Genomic DNA, 15,990 nt, shown 5'->3' on the forward strand with positions numbered 1-15,990 from the left:
CAGTCAAAGGAGACGAGTCATGGCCAACCTGCACAGGGGTGATCTATCGACCCACCCCGATGTCTCCGAAATGCGGGAACGCTACGCCCGCATGCTCGGTGGTCGTGATGTGGCACTCGTGGACGGCCCGGTCTTCCTGCTCGGGCTCTACTGCGCCGCATCGCCGTGGATAGTGCACTACACGACGAGCCAGCCCGCGCTGATGACCCACAACCTGATCATGGGCATCGCGATAGGTCTGCTGGCACTGGGATTCACCCGGGCCCCCGAGCGGATGTACGGCCTCAGCTGGGCCATGTGCGCCATGGGCGTCTGGCTGATCATCGCTCCCTGGATCGTGGGCAGCGGCCCGGACAAGGGAGTGATCATCAACAACGTCATCATCGGCGCACTGGCGCTCGTACTCGGCCTGGTCTGTGCCGGTACGGCGGCGCGGAGCACCCCCAGGCCGTAAGGGAGACGCGAGGAAAGGACACGAGAGAGAACCGGCGGGCGGGAGGCCGGTCCGCAGGGCGGGCCGGCCTCCCGCCGCGTCCGCTCAGCGGCCCGGCACCAGCCAGGGCTGCTGCGGCAGGGTCCGGCCGGTCTCCAGCAGCGACTTCAGGTTCGACAGCACCGCCGCCCAGCCGGCGGCGGCGTTCGAGCGCTCGTCCTCGTCGCGCAGGTCCTCGTGGACGACGGTCAGCCGGACGATGTCCTCGTACGGCTGGATCTCGAAGGTGACGCGGGAGTGGCGGTCCTCCCGGCCCTCGTCGTCGGGCGCGGCCCAGGTGGTCACCAGCCGGGTGGGCGGCTCGCTCTCCACCACCTTGCCGACCACGTCCTCGATGCCCGAGCCGTCGGTGCGCACGTGCGCCCAGCGGGAGCCGGGCCGCCAGTCGGACTCGTTGCGGTGGCCCCAGTAGGCGGCCGTGAGGTCGGCGTCGGTCAGCGCCTCCCAGACCTTCTCGGGGGTGCCGGCGATGTAGGTGACGTACACGAAACTCGGCTTGTCGGTCATGGCTTCCTCGGCTCGTCGCTTCAGGTCGCCGAGCGCGGCGAGGCGCGGGCGCTCGAACTTGTCGATCCACCGCTCCTGGATCTCATGGAGCGGTACGGGGTTGAGGTAGTGCAGCTTCTCCCGCCCCCGCCGCACCGTGCCGATCAGGTTGGCGGCCTCCAGGACCGCCAGGTGCTGGGTGACCGACTGACGCGTCATGGCGATGCGCTCGCACAGCTCACCCAGGGTCTGGCCGTTGTTCTCGTGGAGCCGGTCCAGCAGGCGTCTGCGCGTGTCGTCGGCCAGCGCCTTGAAGACCTGGTCCATCCCGGTGTCGTCTCCTGATCGCACACGCAACGTTATGCAGGCAATCACTTGCATGTCAAGGATGGCCAGACCCGGCCGCCCCGGCGTGGAAGGACAGCCATACGTCCGGGGGCAGTTCGGGCCGCTCCGGAACCGGCCGGAGTTCCCGCGTCCAGGCACCCCCGGCGACGTCCGCGGCGACCCGGGGCCAGAACGCCACGGCGGCCGGGTTGTCGTGCTGATGGGCGATCTCCCACGGGCCGGGGTGCCGGGTGAGCACCGCGCGCACGGCCCGCAGCCCGACGCGCCTGCGCCGCGCGCCGCGGACCACGAAGAAGCTGTTCAGCACCCGCACCGGACCGTCGAGTCCGCGCACGAACGCGAAGCCGGCCGGGTGGGTGCCGCACTCGAACAGGTAGGCCGTCCAGCCGGGGCCGGTGAAGGCGCTCTCGACCCGCTCGCCGCGAAAGCTGCCGTCGGGGGCGGGCAGGTCGCCGCGGAAAGCGGACAGGTCATGGCGGAACATCAGCCACAGCCGCTCCACGGTCGGCCGGTCCGCGGCGGTCGCGGGGCGGACGGTGACATCCGGAAGGAGAGTTTCGGTCATGAAACGAAAGCCTCCCCGGCGGACTCGGGTCCGGGCCGGGGAGGCTTAACCGATACTCCGTAACCATAGCCCGTCACAGGCCTGTTGGTCAGCCCACGGGGGCCACGTCCGGGTCCGTACCGGCCAGGTACTCCTCGCTGATCTCCTTCTCCCCGAACGGCCAGACCCTCTCCAGCCGCGCCCAGACGGCGAAGGCCACACAGCCGAGGGCCAGCCAGGCCAGGGACCACTCGATGGGGTGGCGGCCCGGGGAGTTCCTGTCCGCGTAGCCGTAGATCACACACCAGCCGGCGAACGCGACGAGGCTCGGCAGCGGGTACAGCCACATTCGGTAGGGGCGGCGCAGATCCGGCTGACGCCGCCGCAGCACGGTGAGGGCGACGATCTGGGCGAGCGCCTGGACGATCACCATGACCGTGGTGAGCAACTGGATCAGAGTCGCGAGGTCGGTGTGCCGGCCGATCAGGAAGCCGACGGCGGTGATCAGGCCCATGGTCGCGAGGCCCAGCGTCGGGAAGCGGTGCTTCGGGTGGAGCTTCTCGTACGGCCGGAAGAAGACGCGGTCGCGGGCGGCGTCGTAGGGCACCCGGGAGCCGCCGAGCAGGCCGGTGAAGACCGAGGCGAAGGCCGTGATCAGGATCAGCACGGTGACCGTGTCGGCGGCGCCCTTGCCCCAGGTCTTCTCCAGCACCGCCGAGGCGACCGAGGTGGCGGCGATGTCGTGCGGGTCGGTCATCCGGCGCCAGTCGACGACACCGAGGGTGCCGATCTGCAGGAGCAGGTAGATCGCCATGATGCCGAGGACGGAGTAGAGGATCGAGCGCGGGAGGGTACGGCCGGGGTCCTTGATCTCGGCGCCCATGTACGCGGTGGTGTTGTAGCCGAGGTAGTCGTAGATGCCGATGGTCAGTCCGGCGGCGAAGCCGAGCCAGAAGTGGTTGCTCGTCAGGTCGAAGGCGCCCGCCGGGTAGGTGAAGGCCAGGTGCGGGCTGAAGTCCGAGGCCGCGGCTGCGATCACCAGCAGCACCGAGGCGATCATCACCGCCCACATCACGGCGGTGATCCGGGCGATGTGCTCGATGCCGCGCCAGAGCAGCAGCACGACCAGGGCGATGACGCCGAGGCCGATCAGATCGCCCGCTCGCTGCCCGAGATCCGGGGCCAGATAGCCCAGGTACTGGACGAAGCCGACCACGCCCGTGGACATGATCAGCGGGATGAAGAGCATCGCCGTCCACACGAAGAGGAACGGCATCAGCCGGCCCGTGCGGTACTGGAAGGCCTGGCGCAGATAGACGTAACTGCCGCCGGAGCCGGGCATCGAGGCACCCAGCTCGGCCCAGACCAGTCCGTCGCACAGCGCGAGGACGGCGCCCGCGACGAAGCCGACGACCGCCTGCGGACCACCGAAGGCGGTGACCATCAGCGGGATCGTGACGAACGGCCCGATGCCGCACATCTGGCTCATGTTGATGGCCGTGGCCTGGAACAGGCCGACACGGCGGAGAAAACCACCCGTGGGCGGCGGGCTACCGGACATGGGGACTCCTGACGGGACGGGCGTCCTCGACGGCACCCGATGGGCTGACTGGCCGATAAAGTTAAGGAGACTTACTAGAGGCGTCAAGTATGCGCCGCACATAGCCGAGAATGGCCTGATGACCGTCAGTGACGCCGCAGAACAGCAGGAACAGCCCTGGAGCCGGCGCCGGCTGCGCAGCACCAACGAGCGGCTGCTGCTGGACCGGCTGCGCGCCCTCGGCGCGGCGTCGCGCGCCCAACTGGCCCGGGAGACCGGCCTGTCGAAGCCGACGGTCTCCAGCGCGCTGGCCTCCCTGGAGGGGGCCGGCCTGGTGCACGAGGTCGGCACCCACGCCCCGGAGCGCGGACGCACCGCCGTCCTCTACTCCCCCGACCCGGCCGCCGGGTACGCGCTCGGCGTGGACATCGGCCGCGGCTGGCTGCGGGTGGCGGTGGCCGACCTGGACGGCACGGTCGTCGCCCGGGCCGACGTACGCAACCGGGCCCGCGCCTCCGCCGCACTGGCCGACCTGGTCGTGGGCACCGCCCGGCAGGTGATCGGCGATTCCGGCGTGGACCCGGCCGAGGTGGTGCACGGGGTGGTCGGCACGCCCGGCGTCTACGACGAGAAGCAGCGCCGGGTGCGGTACGCGATGCATCTGCCGGGCTGGGGGCGCGCGGGGCTCGTCGACCGGATGCGCGAGGAGCTGGGCGTACCGCTGGAGGTGCACAACGACGCCAATCTGGCGGCGCTCGGCGAGTACACGTACGGCGTCGGCACCGGCAGCCGGCTCTTCGCCTACATCCTGATCGGCACCGGACTGGGCATGGGCGTCGTCAGCGAGGGACGGCTCTTCACCGGTGCGCACGGGCTGGCCGGTGAGATCGGCTTCCTGCCCTGGCCGGGCCGGCAGAAGCCGGAGCGGCTGGAGGACGCGGTGTCGGGGGTGGCCGTGGTGGAGGCCGCCCGGGAGTTCGGGATGAGCGGGCAGCTCACGGCGAAGGCGGTCTTCGACGCGGCCCGGCAGGGCGATCCGGCCGCTCTGCGGGCGGTGGAGCTGGAGGCCGAGCGGATCGCGCACACGGTGGCGGCGGCCGCCGCGGTGCTGGACCCGGACCTGGTGGTGCTCGGCGGCGGTGTCGGCCACAGCGTCGACCTGCTGCTGCGCCCGGTCCAGGAGCAGGTGCGCGCCCTCACCCCGCTGCGGCCGCGGATCGCGCCGAGCCGGCTCGGCGCGGACGCGGTGCTGCTCGGCGCGGTGGCCACGGCCCTGGACACCACGCGCAACCAGGTGTTCGAGCGCAGGACGGCCGGATCCTGACGGGCCGCCGGCGCCGCCGCACGGGGTCATCGGCATCACCCGGGGAGCGCCCTGGCTCGAGCATCCCTCCGGTGAGCAGGAACCGGGGGCGGACCGGTACGGCCCACCCCCGGGCGGTTCAGCCGACGTTGAGCGCGGTGTCGTCCAGGACGAACGACGTCTGGTACTGGGAGCCCTCGGTGCCGGTGAACTTCAGCGTGACGGTCTGCCCGGCGTAGCCGCTGAGGTCGAAGCTGCGCTGGGTGTAGCCGGAGGCGGCGTTGAGGTTCGAGTACGTCGCCAGGGTGCCGAGGACCGTGCCCGAACTGTTCAGCACCTGCACCTTGAGGGTGTCGTAGGCCGTGCTGGTAGAGGTCTCGGCCGTGTCGACGTGCAGATAGAAGCTGAGCGTCGCCGACGAGCAGCCGGACGGAATGGTCACCGACTGGGACAGGGTGTCGGTGGTGGCGGTGCCGTAGCCGTCGAGCCAGGCGTAGTACGAGCCCGAACGGGCGGACTCACCGGTCGAGTTGGTGATGACTCCGCTGGACGCGCTCCACGTCGTGTTGCCGGACTCGAAGCCGTTGTTGCCCAGCAGCTGGGCCGCGGTGCAGGTGCCGGTGCCGCCACCGCCACCGCCTCCCCCGCCACTGCTGGTGCCCGCACCCGCCAGCCAGGCGGTGGCGTTGAGAGCGAGGGCGGCATTGGTGGCACTGGAGTCGTTCCAGCCGTCGTACAGGGTGTTGCCGGACTGGCCGGTGCCGTCGTCGATCGGGGAGCTGTCGCCCCAGAAGGCGACGCGGCCGTTGCCGAAGGTGCTGGTCAGGAAGAAGGCGCCGGTGTTGCCGGAGTAACCGGTGCGGTACAGCAGGCCCTTGACGGCGGAGTTGTCGGCGGGCTTGAGGGTGGCGGTGGTGCCGTTCGCGATGAGGCTCTTGGTCACGGTACCGAAGGAGCCGTGCAGCACCGGGTCGGCGCTGTCGCCGATCGCCGCCGGGTGGTCGGAGCTGATGTTGAGCGAGTCGATCGAGAAGCCGAACGGGTCGGTGGAGTCGACGCTGTTGTTCGTCATCAGGTCGTTCAGGATCTTGACCGCGTCGTAGCCGTCGTTGTTGCGGTCGGCTCCGGTGTGGTCGGAGATCATGAACAGACCGCCGCCGTTCTTCACGAAGTTCATGATCGCCGTCTTCTCGGCGCTCGTGAACAGCGTGTTGGGCTCCGGCAGGACCAGCGTGTCGAAGTTCGACAGGTCGGTGGAGGACGAGCCGCCGTAGCTGAGACTGGAGCCCGACGGCAGCGTCTTCAGGCTGTAGCCGCCGGTCTTCTGCAGCGCCACGCCCCAGGAGGACAGGGCGCCGGTCCAGTCGGTCTCGGCGGACGGGGAGGGGTTCTCGCCGAGCGGGTCGGGCTGGCTGGTGGAGATGATCCAGTCGGCGTTGCCGGCCGTCTCGGCGTGGGCGTTGTCGAACAGGACGCGGTGCGTGGTCGCCGCGTGGGCGGCGGTGCCGCTGCTGACCTGGACGGCGGCTCCGGTGAGGAGCAGCCCGAAACCGGCCAGAGCGGTGGTGAGTCTGCGGCGGGATCTCCTGGATCCGAGCATCCGGCGAACCTCCATGAGGGGTGGGGAGAGGCGGTGCGGGCGCCAAGTCTGCGCGCGTAGAGCCCGCTTGAGGGTTCTACACGCGTCGAGTGGTTGAAAGGTACATGGCATGAAGCCCGGATGAACAGAAAGTCCCGGCAATAACCGGAGCGGACTGCCTCCGCTTACAGCGGGCAGATGACTGACGGGAGTCATGACCAAAAGGGGTGCACATGGAGATCTCGGGCATCATCAGTGCCATCGTCATCGGGCTCATCATCGGGGTGCTGGGCCGCCTGGTCGTCCCCGGGCGGCAGCACATCGGCATCCTGTGGACCATCGTCGTCGGCATCGTGGCCGCGCTGCTGGGCTCGGCGATCGCCGCCGGGTTCGGGGTCGCGGACACCAAGGGGCCCGACTGGATCGAGTGGTTCATCCAGATCGCCCTGGCCGCGCTCGGGATCGCCGCGCTGGACCGGTCCCGGGTAGGCCGCTGACGGGCAGTCAGCTCCCGTAGAGGTACGGCGTGGTGGTGCTCAGCGCGTGGAAGCCGAGGCGCTCGAGGATCGGGCGGCTCATGGGCGAGGCGTCGACCTGGAGGTAGCGGTAGCCGTGCGCGGCGGCGACGCGGGCGCGGTGGGCGACCAGGGCGCGGTAGACGCCCCGGCCCCGCCAGGCCTCGACGGTGCCGCCGCCCCACAGTCCGGCGAACCGGGTGCCGGGGACCAGCTCCATCCGGGCGGCGCTCACGGGTTCGTCCCCGGCCAGGGCGACCACGGCGACGACCGTGTCCGGGCCGGCGGCCAGGCGCGTGAGCAGCCGGTGCCGCAGCCTGCTGCCGTCCGCGCCGAAGGCCTTCTCGTGGACGTCCACGAGAAGGTCGACGCCGGCCGGGTCGGTGACCCGCACGAGACGGACACCCTCGGGAGGTTCGGCGTCCACGGCGAGCCGGCCGGTCTCGCCGATCATCAGGGTCTCCTCGGGCTCGGCCCGGAATCCGGCCGCGGCGAGCCGGGCACCGAGATCGTCCGGCCGGTCGTGGCCGTAGAGCTTCCACTCGAAGTCGCGGCCGAGGCCGGTGAAGTACGCGACCTGCTCGCGGATCGCCCGGTCCGCGCCCTCCGCGTCGAGAGCGGACCACAGGACGCCGTTCCACCCCTGTGCGTCCGCGACGTGACGCACCACCGCGCCGGCCCGTTCGATCCGGGCACCGGGTCCGTCGGGAGCGGCGTTCTCGCGCATGTCACGGTCGTAGAGGGCGAGCACCGCCGAGTGATCCATGCCCCGACTCGACCATGCCGGACCGGCCCCCTGCAACGGGATAACGCCTCACGGGCCTCCGGGCGTACGGCGGCCGGGTAGGCGCTGAGCCGGTCGCGGTTGCGGGCCAGGCAGTCGATGCGGGCCTGGACGCGGTCGAGGTGACCCCGTTCCTGCTGCGGGGGCACCAGGTCATGCACACCTGCGTCGCCCCGTTCGCCGGCCACGCCGGGTACGGCCGCCGCACGCCGCTCACCGCGCTCACCCTGTTCACCGGCGTACTGCTGACGCTGGGCCTGGGCGCGCGGGCGCACACGCTGCCGGTCGGCGCGGTGGCCCTGTGGGGCGTGGCCTTCGGGCGGGGCGCCGACGCTGATCCGGACGCGCTGGTGGACGCCTCGTGACCGGCCGGGGCCGATGTCGCGACCTCTCTGCGGACGACCGTGGACAACGCCGGCATCGCCGCCGGTTCCCTCACCGGCGGTGTGGCGCTGGACGCCCTGGGCCCGGGCGCCTCCCCTGGACCGCCCTTGCCCCGGCCGTGGCGGCGCCGGCGACGGTCACCGCGGCCGGCCGCCACGCCTTCCCCGCCTGCTGCCCTGACCGGGCATTCGGACACCGGGCGGGTGTGGCGCCCCGAAAGGCGCGGATCGCGCTCCTGGGCCTCAGCCCAGTTCGAGCGTGGTCACGCCGAAGACGCGGTGCCGGGCGTGCTCACGAACCGGCCCGGTGTACATGCGGGCGGTCTCGAACGAGGCCTGGAACCCCGCCCCTTCGGCCAGCGCGACACCGGCCGCGTTCGGCTCGGGCACGTCGATGGCCACCTCGTGCCCCGCGGCCTCGGCCGTGAGAGCGGCGAACAGCGCGCGGGCGTCCTCGGCGGTGTCCGCGAAGAGGGGGCCGATGCGCAGGGTGTCGTGGCCGGGGCGGAGCACACCGTAGCCCGTGAGGCGGGCGCCGTCGTGGCGGACGAAGGCCCGGTGTCCGGGGCCGGTGAGCCACGCGGCGAGGAAACGCGGCCGGTCGGCCGGGTGGCAGGCGCTGTCGTAGGCGGTGATCGCGGCGAGGTCGGCGGGTCCGGCCGGGCGGACGCCCGCGGGCGTCCCCGGCTCGCGAGCCGTACCGGTGTACCGGATGGTGCGGTAGGCGAGTTCGAACCCGGACTGGCGGTAGTTGTCCTGCTGGGCGACGACACCGTCCAGGCCCACGGTGCGGTTGCCGGCGTGGGCGAGGGCCGTCTTCCAGGTGGTCAGGCCGTGGCCCTGGCCGCGCAGGTCGGGGCGGACGAGGTAGCAGCCCAGGAAGGCGTATTCGGGGCCGTAGTTCACCACGGAGACGGCCGACACCGGCTCCCCGTCGATCCGGCCGAGGAAGAACCCGTCGGGATCCTGTGCGAAGAACGCGGGCCCGTCGGACCGTCCGGGGTTCCAGCCCTCCGCCGCCGCCCAGCCGGCGATCACCGGCCAGTCGGCGAGGGTGGCCTGGGTGACGACGAGGTCGTGGGGGGCCGCAGAGGTCATCGATGCGCTCCATTTCCGTCGGGACCGGACTGCCGTGCCGCATCCTTCCGGATCAACGGGGGCCGCGCCACGGGAAGATCGGCCGTTGCACCCCCCACGCCCCGGCCATCCAGGGCACGCAGCAACGCCGGCGCCGACGCCAGGACGAACACCCCGAACAGGGTGATCGGCAGCAACCCCACCGGGTGCAGCAGCCGTGCCGGATCCGCTTTCACCCAGGACCGGTTGACGTACCAGTTGGCGAGGACGTCGAGCGTCATCACGGCACTCCCCAGCCGGATGCCCGAGGGCCGCGCCCGCAGCGTCAGCAGGACGGCCAGTGGGTCGAGGACGACCAGGGCGACGAAGAACACCTGCAACGGCAGCGGGCCGAAGGCGGCGTAGGCGTGGAGCCCGCCCCGCACCAGATCGACGGCATGGGAGCAGGCCCCCTCCAGGAATCCGCCGGCGTACAGCACGAGGGCCCAGCGCGCCCGGCGAGGCAGCGCCCGCCATCGTCCGCGTACACCGTCCGTCACCCGGTCAATTTACTGCAGAGGCCCCACCGTCGGGCCGTGCCGGGCCCCACCGGCCGGTGTCCGGTGGGGCCCGGCGAGGGGAAGGGCCGGATCAGTCGGTGTCGGTGGAGCGGAAGCGGCGGTAGAGGGCCGTGCCGGTGAGGAGGAGTACGGCGCTGCCGGCGACGGCGGGCACGGCGATGTCCATACCGGTGTGCGCCAGCGTGGACGTCGTCGGCTCGGCGACGGGGGCTGCCGCGCGCGGGCGGTGTCTGGGTGCCGGGGACTTCGGGGCCGGGGTGCGGGGCCGCCCGCCGGTGCCGTTGACCGAGTGGTTGCCGTGGGCCGGGTTGCCCACCCCGACCACGTTGACGCTGTTGCCGCTGACGTTCACCGGCACATCGACGGGGAGCTGGACGCCGTTGCCGGAGAGCACGCCGGGCGAGTCCTTCGCGCCGCCGTGGGCGACCGCCCCGGCGGAGGCCGGCGAACCGGCCCGGGCCGAGCCGCGGTTCGCGCAGGCGTTTCCGGCAGCCGGGTTGAGCAGCCCCACCACGTTCACGGTGTTGCCGCACACGTTCACCGGCACGTGCACCGGGAGCTGGATGCCGTTTCCCGAGATCAGCCCGGGCGAGTCGGCCGCGGAGCCGTCGGCGGCGGCACCGCCGGCCGCGAAGGCCGCGGACACGGGCAGCGTCACGGCCATCGCTCCGGAGGCGGCGACGACGGCCATCACACCGTTACGGGTAGCCCGTCTCATAGGTTCCCTGCCTTCCACACTTCGTCGCGGGCACTCACCCGCATCCCGTAAAACGGCGGCGAACCATCCGAGTTATGGCTTATCGGTCTTTCACCCCGTCGAGCGACAGTGTTATCGAACTGCATGTAAAGACGCTCAATGATCGATAACGGGCATGAAGGGCGCGCAGGATACGGCACAGGAGGGCACCCCGCTCGCCGGGAGGCGAACCGTCCGGGGCCCGCTTATGGTGAGCCGAGGGCGCCGTCCCCGGTCCGCGACAGGCGTCCCGGGAGGCGATCGATGCTGGCCAAGCTGTCCACACGGCCCGCCGTGCGGCGCTGCGCGGGTACAGGAGCCCTCGCCCTGGCGCTGCTCGGCGCCGGGCTGCCCGCGACCGACCGGCCGCAGCCCGACCTGTCCCGCTTCTACCGGCAGAAGGTGACGTGGGCGGCCTGCAAGGGCCCGGACATGCCGCAGGACCTGCAGTGCGGGAAGGTCACCGTCCCGCTCGACTACGCCCGGCCGCGCGCGGGCACGCTCGACGTGGCGCTCGCCCGTTACCGGGCCACCGGCAGGAAACTGGGCTCCGTGCTGCTGAACTTCGGCGGCCCCGGCGGTGCGGGCATCAGTGGACTCGCCGCCGACGGCAGGGAGTTCATGGACCTGACCAACGGCTACGACGTCGTCACCTTCGATCCCCGCGGCGTCGGCCGCTCCTCCCCCGTCAGCTGCGGCGAGGGCAGCGACGAGGCCTCGTCCGCGCTGGACGACGAGACCGCGCTGGACCATCCGCAGACGCTGCTCGCGACGTTGCGCACGGCCGCCGGCGAGTGCGCCCGGCACTCCGGCCCGGTGCTGCCCCACATAGGCACCGTGAACGCCGCCCGCGACCTGGACGTCATCCGCCAGGCCCTCGGTGACAAGAGGCTCAACTACCTCGGCTTCTCCTACGGCACGCGGCTCGGCGCGGTGTACGCGGCGCAGTTCCCGCACCGGGTCGGCCGGCTCGCCCTCGACGGCGTGGACACCCTGACCGAGCCGCTGTCGGAGCAGGGGGTGGCCGGCGCCGAGGGGCAGCAGACCGCGCTGGACGATTTCCTGGACTGGTGTGCGACGGACGTCGCCTGTCCGTTCGGCCAGGACCGGCGTGCGGCCGACGACCAGGTGGTCGGGCTCGTGCACTCGCTCGACGCGAACCCGCTCCCGATGGAGTTCGGCGGCTCGTTCTCCGGGCAGGACCTGGTCGGCGCCTTCGGCCAGGCCCTCTACAGCAAGCAGCTGTGGCCCTCCCTGGAGCGCGCCCTGGCCTCGCTGGTCCAGGACGGCGACACCCGGGGCGTACAGAACTTCGGCACCGGTGGCGCCGGGCTGCCCCCCGTCGGCCACCACGACGGCGGCCTGGTCGATCCGCAGGACGTGCCGGCGGACAACCTCGAGGCCGCGCTGATGGCGATCAACTGCGCCGACGACCCCGACCGGCCCGGCGCGGCACAGATCGCCAAAGACCTGAAGAACCTGCGGGCCGCGTACGACCGGGCCTCGCCGGTCTTCGGCCGCTACCGGCTCACCGAGCTGCTCATGTGCTACGGCCGCCCCAAGGGCACCGACTTCATCCGGGACCGGGTCAAGGACGTCGGCTCGGCGAAAATGCTGCTCGTGGGCACACGCGGCGACCCGGCGACGCCGTACCGGTGGACGGTGGAGACGGCCGCACGGCTCGGCCCGTCGGCGGTGGTGCTCGACAACAAGGGCGACGGCCACACCGGCTACACCTCCTCCACGTGCGTGCACCGCAAGATCGACGACTTCCTGCTCTACGGCTCCCTGCCGCCGAGCGGCAGCTCCTGCCCGGCGGACGGCAACACCTGGAGCGCCACCACGAACACCACCGGCTGAGGACGGCGCCGACGCACGCGGGTGACAGCGGCGAACCGGGCACAACCTCCCGGCCCTCCCGGCCGTCACACCGGGCAGAGCACGCTCCGGCCGCCGCGTCTACGGCTCCCTGCCGCCGAGCGGCAGCTCCTGCCCGGCGGACGGCAACGCCTGGAGCGCCACCACGAACACCACCGGCTGAGGACGGCGCCGACGCACGCGGGTGACAGCGGCGAACCGGGCACAACCTCCCGGCCCTCCCGGCCGTCACACCGGGCAGAGCACGCTCCGGCCGCCGCGTCCCGCACCTGACCACGACAGGGGGAACCACCATGCGCATCCGCGCCGCCCTCGCCGTACCCGCCGCCGCGTCCGCCGCGATGGGCCTGCTGCTCACCGCACCGCAGAGCCAGGCCGCCCCGGCGGACCACGCCCGGCCCGTCCGCTGCGCCGAGCAGTCGCTGACCGTCCGGGCCAGGGCCGCGTCCGGCGATCCGACCGTGCTGCGGATCAGCGTCACCCAGCGCGGCGCCCGCGCGTGCGTGGTCGACCGGGTGCCCACGGTCACCTTCGGGGATCTGGACGGGGCCGCGCTGCCGACGCCCGCGGGCGGCAGCGGCGGCTACCGGCTGGCGGCCGGGCAGACCGCATACGCCGATGTCCGTACGATCGGCGACCCGGCGGACCCCGAGGCCCGCCGGGTGGACACCGTGACCGTGGCCGCCTCGGCCGCCCACCGGGGCCGCTCCCTCACCGCCGCGCAGCTCGGCGCCGGTCGGCGGGTCCTGGTGTGGGAGCCGGTGACGACGTGGTGGCAGCCCACGCGGGCGGCCGCGGACCGGGCCATCGGCCTCAGCCGGTGACCACCTCGGGTGCGTAGACCTCCAGCCACCGCGCGAGGTCCAGGGCGCGCTCCAGCCCGCGCCGGCCCGCCTGGGTGCTGACCGGCGCCTCACGCTCGGCGGCCTGGCGGAGCCGGTCGCGGTCGACGAGGTCGAAGACCTGGTGCGAGGGCCGGGTGAGCAGCTCCTTGGCCTGCTCCTGGAGGGCGCGGGCGTACCGCGGGTCCTGCGTGGACGGGTACGGGCTCTTGACCCGCTCGTACACCGACCGCGGCAGGACGTCCGCGGCCGCCTCGCGCAGCAGGCTCTTCTCCCGGCCGTCGAAGGACTTCAGCGCCCACGGGGCGTTGTAGACGTACTCGACCAGCCGGTGGTCGCAGAACGGCACCCGGACCTCCAGGCCGACGGCCATGCTCATGCGGTCCTTGCGGTCGAGCAGGGCGCGGACGAAGCGGGTCAGGTGCAGATGGCTCATGCGCCGCATCCGGTACTCGAAGTCGCTCTCGCCGTCGAGCCGTTCGATGCCGGCGACGGCGGTGCGGTAGCCGTCGGCGACGTAACTCTCCAGGTCCAGGGACTTGGAGAGGTCGGCGCGCAGCACGTCGGCGTCCTCGCCGAAGTGGCGCCCCATGGTGGCCAGCCAGGGGAAGGTGTCGGCGTGGCGTGCCTCCTCGTCGAAGAACTGCAGATAGCCGCCGAAGACCTCGTCGGCGGACTCTCCGGACAGGGCCACCGTGGACTTCTCCCGGATGGCGCGGAACAGCAGGAGCAGCGAGGCGTCCATGTCGCCGAAGCCGGCCGGCAGATCGCGGGCGCGGATCACCTGCTCGCGCACCGCGGGGTCGGCGAGTGCCTGTGCGTCCAGCACGATGTCCTGGTGGTCGGTGCCCGCGAGCCGGGCCACGTCGTGCACGAACGGCGTGTCGGGGGTGCCACGCAGTTCGTCGGCGACGAAGTTGTCGGTCTGGCCGACGAAGTCGACGGCGAAGCTGCGCACCTTCTCGCCCTGTCCGGCGAGTTGCCGGGCGGCGATCGCGGTCATGGCGGAGGAGTCGAGGCCGCCGGAGAGCAGGGTGCAGCGCGGGACGTCGGCGACCAGCTGGCGGCGCACGATGTCGTCGAGGAGCGAGCGCACGGTCGCGATGGTGGTCTCGCGGTCGTCGGTGTGCGGACGGGTCTGCAGGCGCCAGTAGACGCGGCTGGACAGGCCGGAGCGGTCGACGGTGACGACCGTGCCGGGTTCCACCTCGCGCATGCCGTCCCAGATCGCGTGTCCGGGCGTCTTGATGAGGACGAACAGTTCCCGCAGCCCGTCCGGCGTCACCCGGCGGCGGGCCAGCGGGTTGGCGAGGATCGCCTTCGGCTCGGAGCCGAACAGGACTCCGTCGGAGGTGGGGTGGTAGTAGAACGGCTTGATGCCCATCCGGTCGCGGATCATCACGAGCTTGTCGTGGCGGCCGTCCCAGATCGCGAACGCGTACATGCCGTTGAGCCGTTCGGCGACCGCGTCACCCCATTCGAGGTAGCCGTGCAGGACGACCTCGGTGTCGGAGTCGGTGGTGAACCGGTGGCCGCGGCCCTGGAGTTCCCCGCGCAGCTCGGTGAAGTTGTACGCCTCCCCGGAGTACACCATGGCGACGGTTCCCTCCGGGGTCGCCACGGACATCGGCTGGCGGCCGCCGGGGAGATCGATGATCGCGAGCCGGCGATGACCCAGGGCGGCCGGGCCCTCGGCCCACACACCGCGGTCGTCCGGTCCGCGGCAGGCCATCGTCTCGGTCATCGCATGCAATGTGGTGGCCTCGGCGGTCAGGTCGCGGTCGAAAGAGACCCATCCTGTGATGCCGCACATGCGCTGCCTCCTGCCTCCGGCTCGCATCGAGAGCAAACCAGTTGTATCGAGCACCTATATGACGAGCCTCCGTCAGGTGTTCGACGCGGTCAACGCGGGCGTAACACGAATGACCCACACTCCCCCATGGTTTCGGCCGGGTTTTGCCATCGCGGGATCCCCGGATCGCCGGGACTCCGGGCCGGCGGCGCAGCGAACCGGCCACGGGCAAAAACTTGGCCAAGGGACTCGCTCGTCACCGCTTCACGGTCGGAGGGTCACGCCTTCACGGCCAGGAACGAGTCGAGCGCCCCGGTCAGCTCGGCCGGCCTCTCCAGCGGCAGTTCATGGCCCGCGTCGAGGATGCGGACGACCGCGTTCGGGTAGGCCTTGGCCATCCGCAGCATCTGCCGCACGGGCAGCTGGACGTCGTGATATCCGTGCACCATCAGCGTGGGCGTGCGGATCTCCCCGACCCGGTCGAGGACGTCGAAGGCGCGCATCGCCCCGTACAGCGTCATCACGACCTCGCGCGGGGTGGCGGCGGAGGCACGGATGTGCGCGCGGATCTCCTCGCGCGGATAGCCGGGCGCGAAGGCGCGCTGGATGTTGGCGGCCACGAACAGCCGGTACGGCACCAGGGTGGAGGCGGCCATGAGCAGGCCCCGGCCACGGCTGTACGTCATCCGGCCGATGGAGCCGACCAGTGCCATCCGCTCCACCCGCTCGGGGTGGGTCAGGGCGATGGTCTGCGCGATCATCCCGCCCATCGAGTGCCCGACCAGCACGAACCGTTCGACCTGAAGGTGGTCGAGGAGAGCCAGGACGTCCCGCGCCAGCTCCGCGATCGTGCGCACCCCCGTCCCGGTGCTCTCCCCGTGCCCGCGCAGGTCCAGGCGGATCACCCGGCGCGTCTTCGAGAAGTGGTCGATCTGGTGGTCCCAGCGGTGCCGGTTCGCGGTCCAGCCGTGCACGAAGACCAGGGGCACCTCCGGTGCGTCGCGGGGGCCCTCGTCGTCGTAGGTCAGGGCCGCTCCGTCGACTTCGAGCTGCGGCATGTGAGGCCTCCTGCGGTGTGCCGAGTTCCGGGTTACTGGCCGGTACGGTAGCCGTCCGCGGGGCGCCGCGTC

16 protein-coding genes are annotated in these 15,990 nt (G+C 71.9%); 6 read left to right on the forward strand and 10 right to left on the reverse strand.

From position 1 onward, the window contains the following. Positions 1 to 19: 19 nt before the first annotated feature. On the forward strand, positions 20 to 454 hold the full coding sequence (locus tag FB563_RS35045; protein WP_055704636.1) for an SPW repeat protein: 435 nt from the start codon (positions 20 to 22) through the stop codon (positions 452 to 454). 84 nt (positions 455 to 538) lie between these two features. On the opposite strand, the gene FB563_RS35050 is transcribed toward FB563_RS35045, so the two are convergent. The 3 genes from FB563_RS35050 to FB563_RS35060 form a co-directional block, all read right to left on the reverse strand. Further along, positions 539 to 1,306 (reverse strand): ArsR/SmtB family transcription factor, encoded by a 768-nt coding sequence (locus tag FB563_RS35050; RefSeq protein ID WP_055704635.1) that lies wholly within the window; start codon positions 1,304 to 1,306, stop codon positions 539 to 541. 55 nt (positions 1,307 to 1,361) lie between these two features. After that, positions 1,362 to 1,892, reverse strand: coding sequence for a hypothetical protein (locus tag FB563_RS35055; RefSeq protein WP_055704634.1), 531 nt, complete (start codon positions 1,890 to 1,892; stop codon positions 1,362 to 1,364). A gap of 88 nt (positions 1,893 to 1,980) precedes the next feature. Continuing rightward, on the reverse strand, positions 1,981 to 3,432 hold the full coding sequence (locus FB563_RS35060; RefSeq protein WP_079048575.1) for an APC family permease: 1,452 nt from the start codon (positions 3,430 to 3,432) through the stop codon (positions 1,981 to 1,983). A 118-nt stretch (positions 3,433 to 3,550) separates the two neighbouring features. Here FB563_RS35060 and FB563_RS35065 point away from each other — a divergent pair, with 118 nt between their 5' ends. Further along, the gene (locus FB563_RS35065; RefSeq protein ID WP_055704633.1) at positions 3,551 to 4,735 is read left to right on the forward strand and encodes an ROK family transcriptional regulator; all 1,185 of its coding nucleotides are present in this window, start codon (positions 3,551 to 3,553) and stop codon (positions 4,733 to 4,735) included. Positions 4,736 to 4,853: 118 nt separating this feature from the next. On the opposite strand, the gene FB563_RS35070 is transcribed toward FB563_RS35065, so the two are convergent. Then, entirely contained in the window at positions 4,854 to 6,314 is a 1,461-nt protein-coding gene (locus FB563_RS35070) for a M6 family metallopeptidase (protein WP_055704632.1), read from the reverse strand. Between the two features lie 212 nt (positions 6,315 to 6,526). On the opposite strand from FB563_RS35070, the gene FB563_RS35075 reads away from it, so the two are divergent. Beyond that, on the forward strand, positions 6,527 to 6,790 hold the full coding sequence (locus FB563_RS35075) for a GlsB/YeaQ/YmgE family stress response membrane protein (protein WP_055704631.1): 264 nt from the start codon (positions 6,527 to 6,529) through the stop codon (positions 6,788 to 6,790). 7 nt (positions 6,791 to 6,797) lie between these two features. On the opposite strand, the gene FB563_RS35080 is transcribed toward FB563_RS35075, so the two are convergent. Beyond that, positions 6,798 to 7,574: a GNAT family N-acetyltransferase gene (locus FB563_RS35080; RefSeq protein WP_055704630.1), complete on the reverse strand. Its 777-nt coding sequence runs from the start codon at positions 7,572 to 7,574 to the stop codon at positions 6,798 to 6,800. Positions 7,575 to 7,714: 140 nt separating this feature from the next. Here FB563_RS35080 and FB563_RS35090 point away from each other — a divergent pair, with 140 nt between their 5' ends. Further along, positions 7,715 to 7,957, forward strand: coding sequence for a hypothetical protein (locus FB563_RS35090; protein ID WP_055704629.1), 243 nt, complete (start codon positions 7,715 to 7,717; stop codon positions 7,955 to 7,957). Between the two features lie 261 nt (positions 7,958 to 8,218). Here the strand turns inward: FB563_RS35090 and FB563_RS35095 are convergent, their stop codons facing one another. The 3 genes from FB563_RS35095 to FB563_RS35105 all read right to left on the reverse strand — a co-directional run bounded on the left by FB563_RS35095 (position 8,219) and on the right by FB563_RS35105 (position 10,303). After that, entirely contained in the window at positions 8,219 to 9,073 is an 855-nt protein-coding gene (locus FB563_RS35095; protein ID WP_055704628.1) for a GNAT family N-acetyltransferase, read from the reverse strand. After that, complete coding sequence (locus FB563_RS35100) at positions 9,070 to 9,591, reverse strand: hypothetical protein (protein WP_063797028.1); 522 nt, start codon at positions 9,589 to 9,591, stop codon at positions 9,070 to 9,072. Before FB563_RS35100 ends, FB563_RS35095 begins: the two co-directional genes overlap by 4 nt. Before the next feature lie 91 nt (positions 9,592 to 9,682). Then, positions 9,683 to 10,303 (reverse strand): chaplin, encoded by a 621-nt coding sequence (locus FB563_RS35105; RefSeq protein ID WP_055704627.1) that lies wholly within the window; start codon positions 10,301 to 10,303, stop codon positions 9,683 to 9,685. A gap of 309 nt (positions 10,304 to 10,612) precedes the next feature. On the opposite strand from FB563_RS35105, the gene FB563_RS35110 reads away from it, so the two are divergent. Further along, complete coding sequence (locus FB563_RS35110; protein WP_055704626.1) at positions 10,613 to 12,208, forward strand: alpha/beta hydrolase; 1,596 nt, start codon at positions 10,613 to 10,615, stop codon at positions 12,206 to 12,208. Between the two features lie 311 nt (positions 12,209 to 12,519). Next, positions 12,520 to 13,050 carry a DUF4232 domain-containing protein gene (locus FB563_RS35115; protein ID WP_055704625.1) on the forward strand — a complete coding sequence of 177 codons (531 nt, stop codon included), beginning with the start codon at positions 12,520 to 12,522 and terminating at the stop codon, positions 13,048 to 13,050. On the opposite strand, the gene asnB is transcribed toward FB563_RS35115, so the two are convergent. Together asnB and FB563_RS35125 are read right to left on the reverse strand one after the other, a co-directional pair. Further along, positions 13,040 to 14,881: an asparagine synthase (glutamine-hydrolyzing) gene (asnB, locus tag FB563_RS35120; protein ID WP_055704624.1), complete on the reverse strand. Its 1,842-nt coding sequence runs from the start codon at positions 14,879 to 14,881 to the stop codon at positions 13,040 to 13,042. The genes FB563_RS35115 and asnB overlap by 11 nt on opposite strands. 257 nt (positions 14,882 to 15,138) lie before the next feature. Continuing rightward, positions 15,139 to 15,918: an alpha/beta fold hydrolase gene (locus FB563_RS35125; protein WP_055704623.1), complete on the reverse strand. Its 780-nt coding sequence runs from the start codon at positions 15,916 to 15,918 to the stop codon at positions 15,139 to 15,141. Positions 15,919 to 15,990 lie beyond the last annotated feature (72 nt).

Origin of the sequence: Streptomyces puniciscabiei (assembly GCF_006715785.1) — a bacterium.
GTDB classification, from domain to species: Bacteria; Actinomycetota; Actinomycetes; order Streptomycetales; family Streptomycetaceae; genus Streptomyces; species Streptomyces puniciscabiei.

Excerpts from the sequence above, each read along its gene's own strand:
- FB563_RS35045 (WP_055704636.1), top strand. The coding sequence starts at position 20 with ATGGCCAACCTGCACAGGGGTGATCTATCGACCCACCCCGATGTCTCC.
- FB563_RS35050 (WP_055704635.1), bottom strand. The coding sequence starts at position 1,306 with ATGGACCAGGTCTTCAAGGCGCTGGCCGACGACACGCGCAGACGCCTG.
- FB563_RS35055 (WP_055704634.1), bottom strand. The coding sequence starts at position 1,892 with ATGACCGAAACTCTCCTTCCGGATGTCACCGTCCGCCCCGCGACCGCC.
- FB563_RS35060 (WP_079048575.1), bottom strand. The coding sequence starts at position 3,432 with ATGTCCGGTAGCCCGCCGCCCACGGGTGGTTTTCTCCGCCGTGTCGGC.
- FB563_RS35065 (WP_055704633.1), top strand. The coding sequence starts at position 3,551 with ATGACCGTCAGTGACGCCGCAGAACAGCAGGAACAGCCCTGGAGCCGG.
- FB563_RS35070 (WP_055704632.1), bottom strand. The coding sequence starts at position 6,314 with ATGCTCGGATCCAGGAGATCCCGCCGCAGACTCACCACCGCTCTGGCC.
- FB563_RS35075 (WP_055704631.1), top strand. The coding sequence starts at position 6,527 with ATGGAGATCTCGGGCATCATCAGTGCCATCGTCATCGGGCTCATCATC.
- FB563_RS35080 (WP_055704630.1), bottom strand. The coding sequence starts at position 7,574 with ATGGATCACTCGGCGGTGCTCGCCCTCTACGACCGTGACATGCGCGAG.
- FB563_RS35095 (WP_055704628.1), bottom strand. The coding sequence starts at position 9,073 with ATGACCTCTGCGGCCCCCCACGACCTCGTCGTCACCCAGGCCACCCTC.
- FB563_RS35105 (WP_055704627.1), bottom strand. The coding sequence starts at position 10,303 with ATGGCCGTCGTCGCCGCCTCCGGAGCGATGGCCGTGACGCTGCCCGTG.
- FB563_RS35110 (WP_055704626.1), top strand. The coding sequence starts at position 10,613 with ATGCTGGCCAAGCTGTCCACACGGCCCGCCGTGCGGCGCTGCGCGGGT.
- FB563_RS35115 (WP_055704625.1), top strand. The coding sequence starts at position 12,520 with ATGCGCATCCGCGCCGCCCTCGCCGTACCCGCCGCCGCGTCCGCCGCG.
- asnB (WP_055704624.1), bottom strand. The coding sequence starts at position 14,881 with ATGTGCGGCATCACAGGATGGGTCTCTTTCGACCGCGACCTGACCGCC.
- FB563_RS35125 (WP_055704623.1), bottom strand. The coding sequence starts at position 15,918 with ATGCCGCAGCTCGAAGTCGACGGAGCGGCCCTGACCTACGACGACGAG.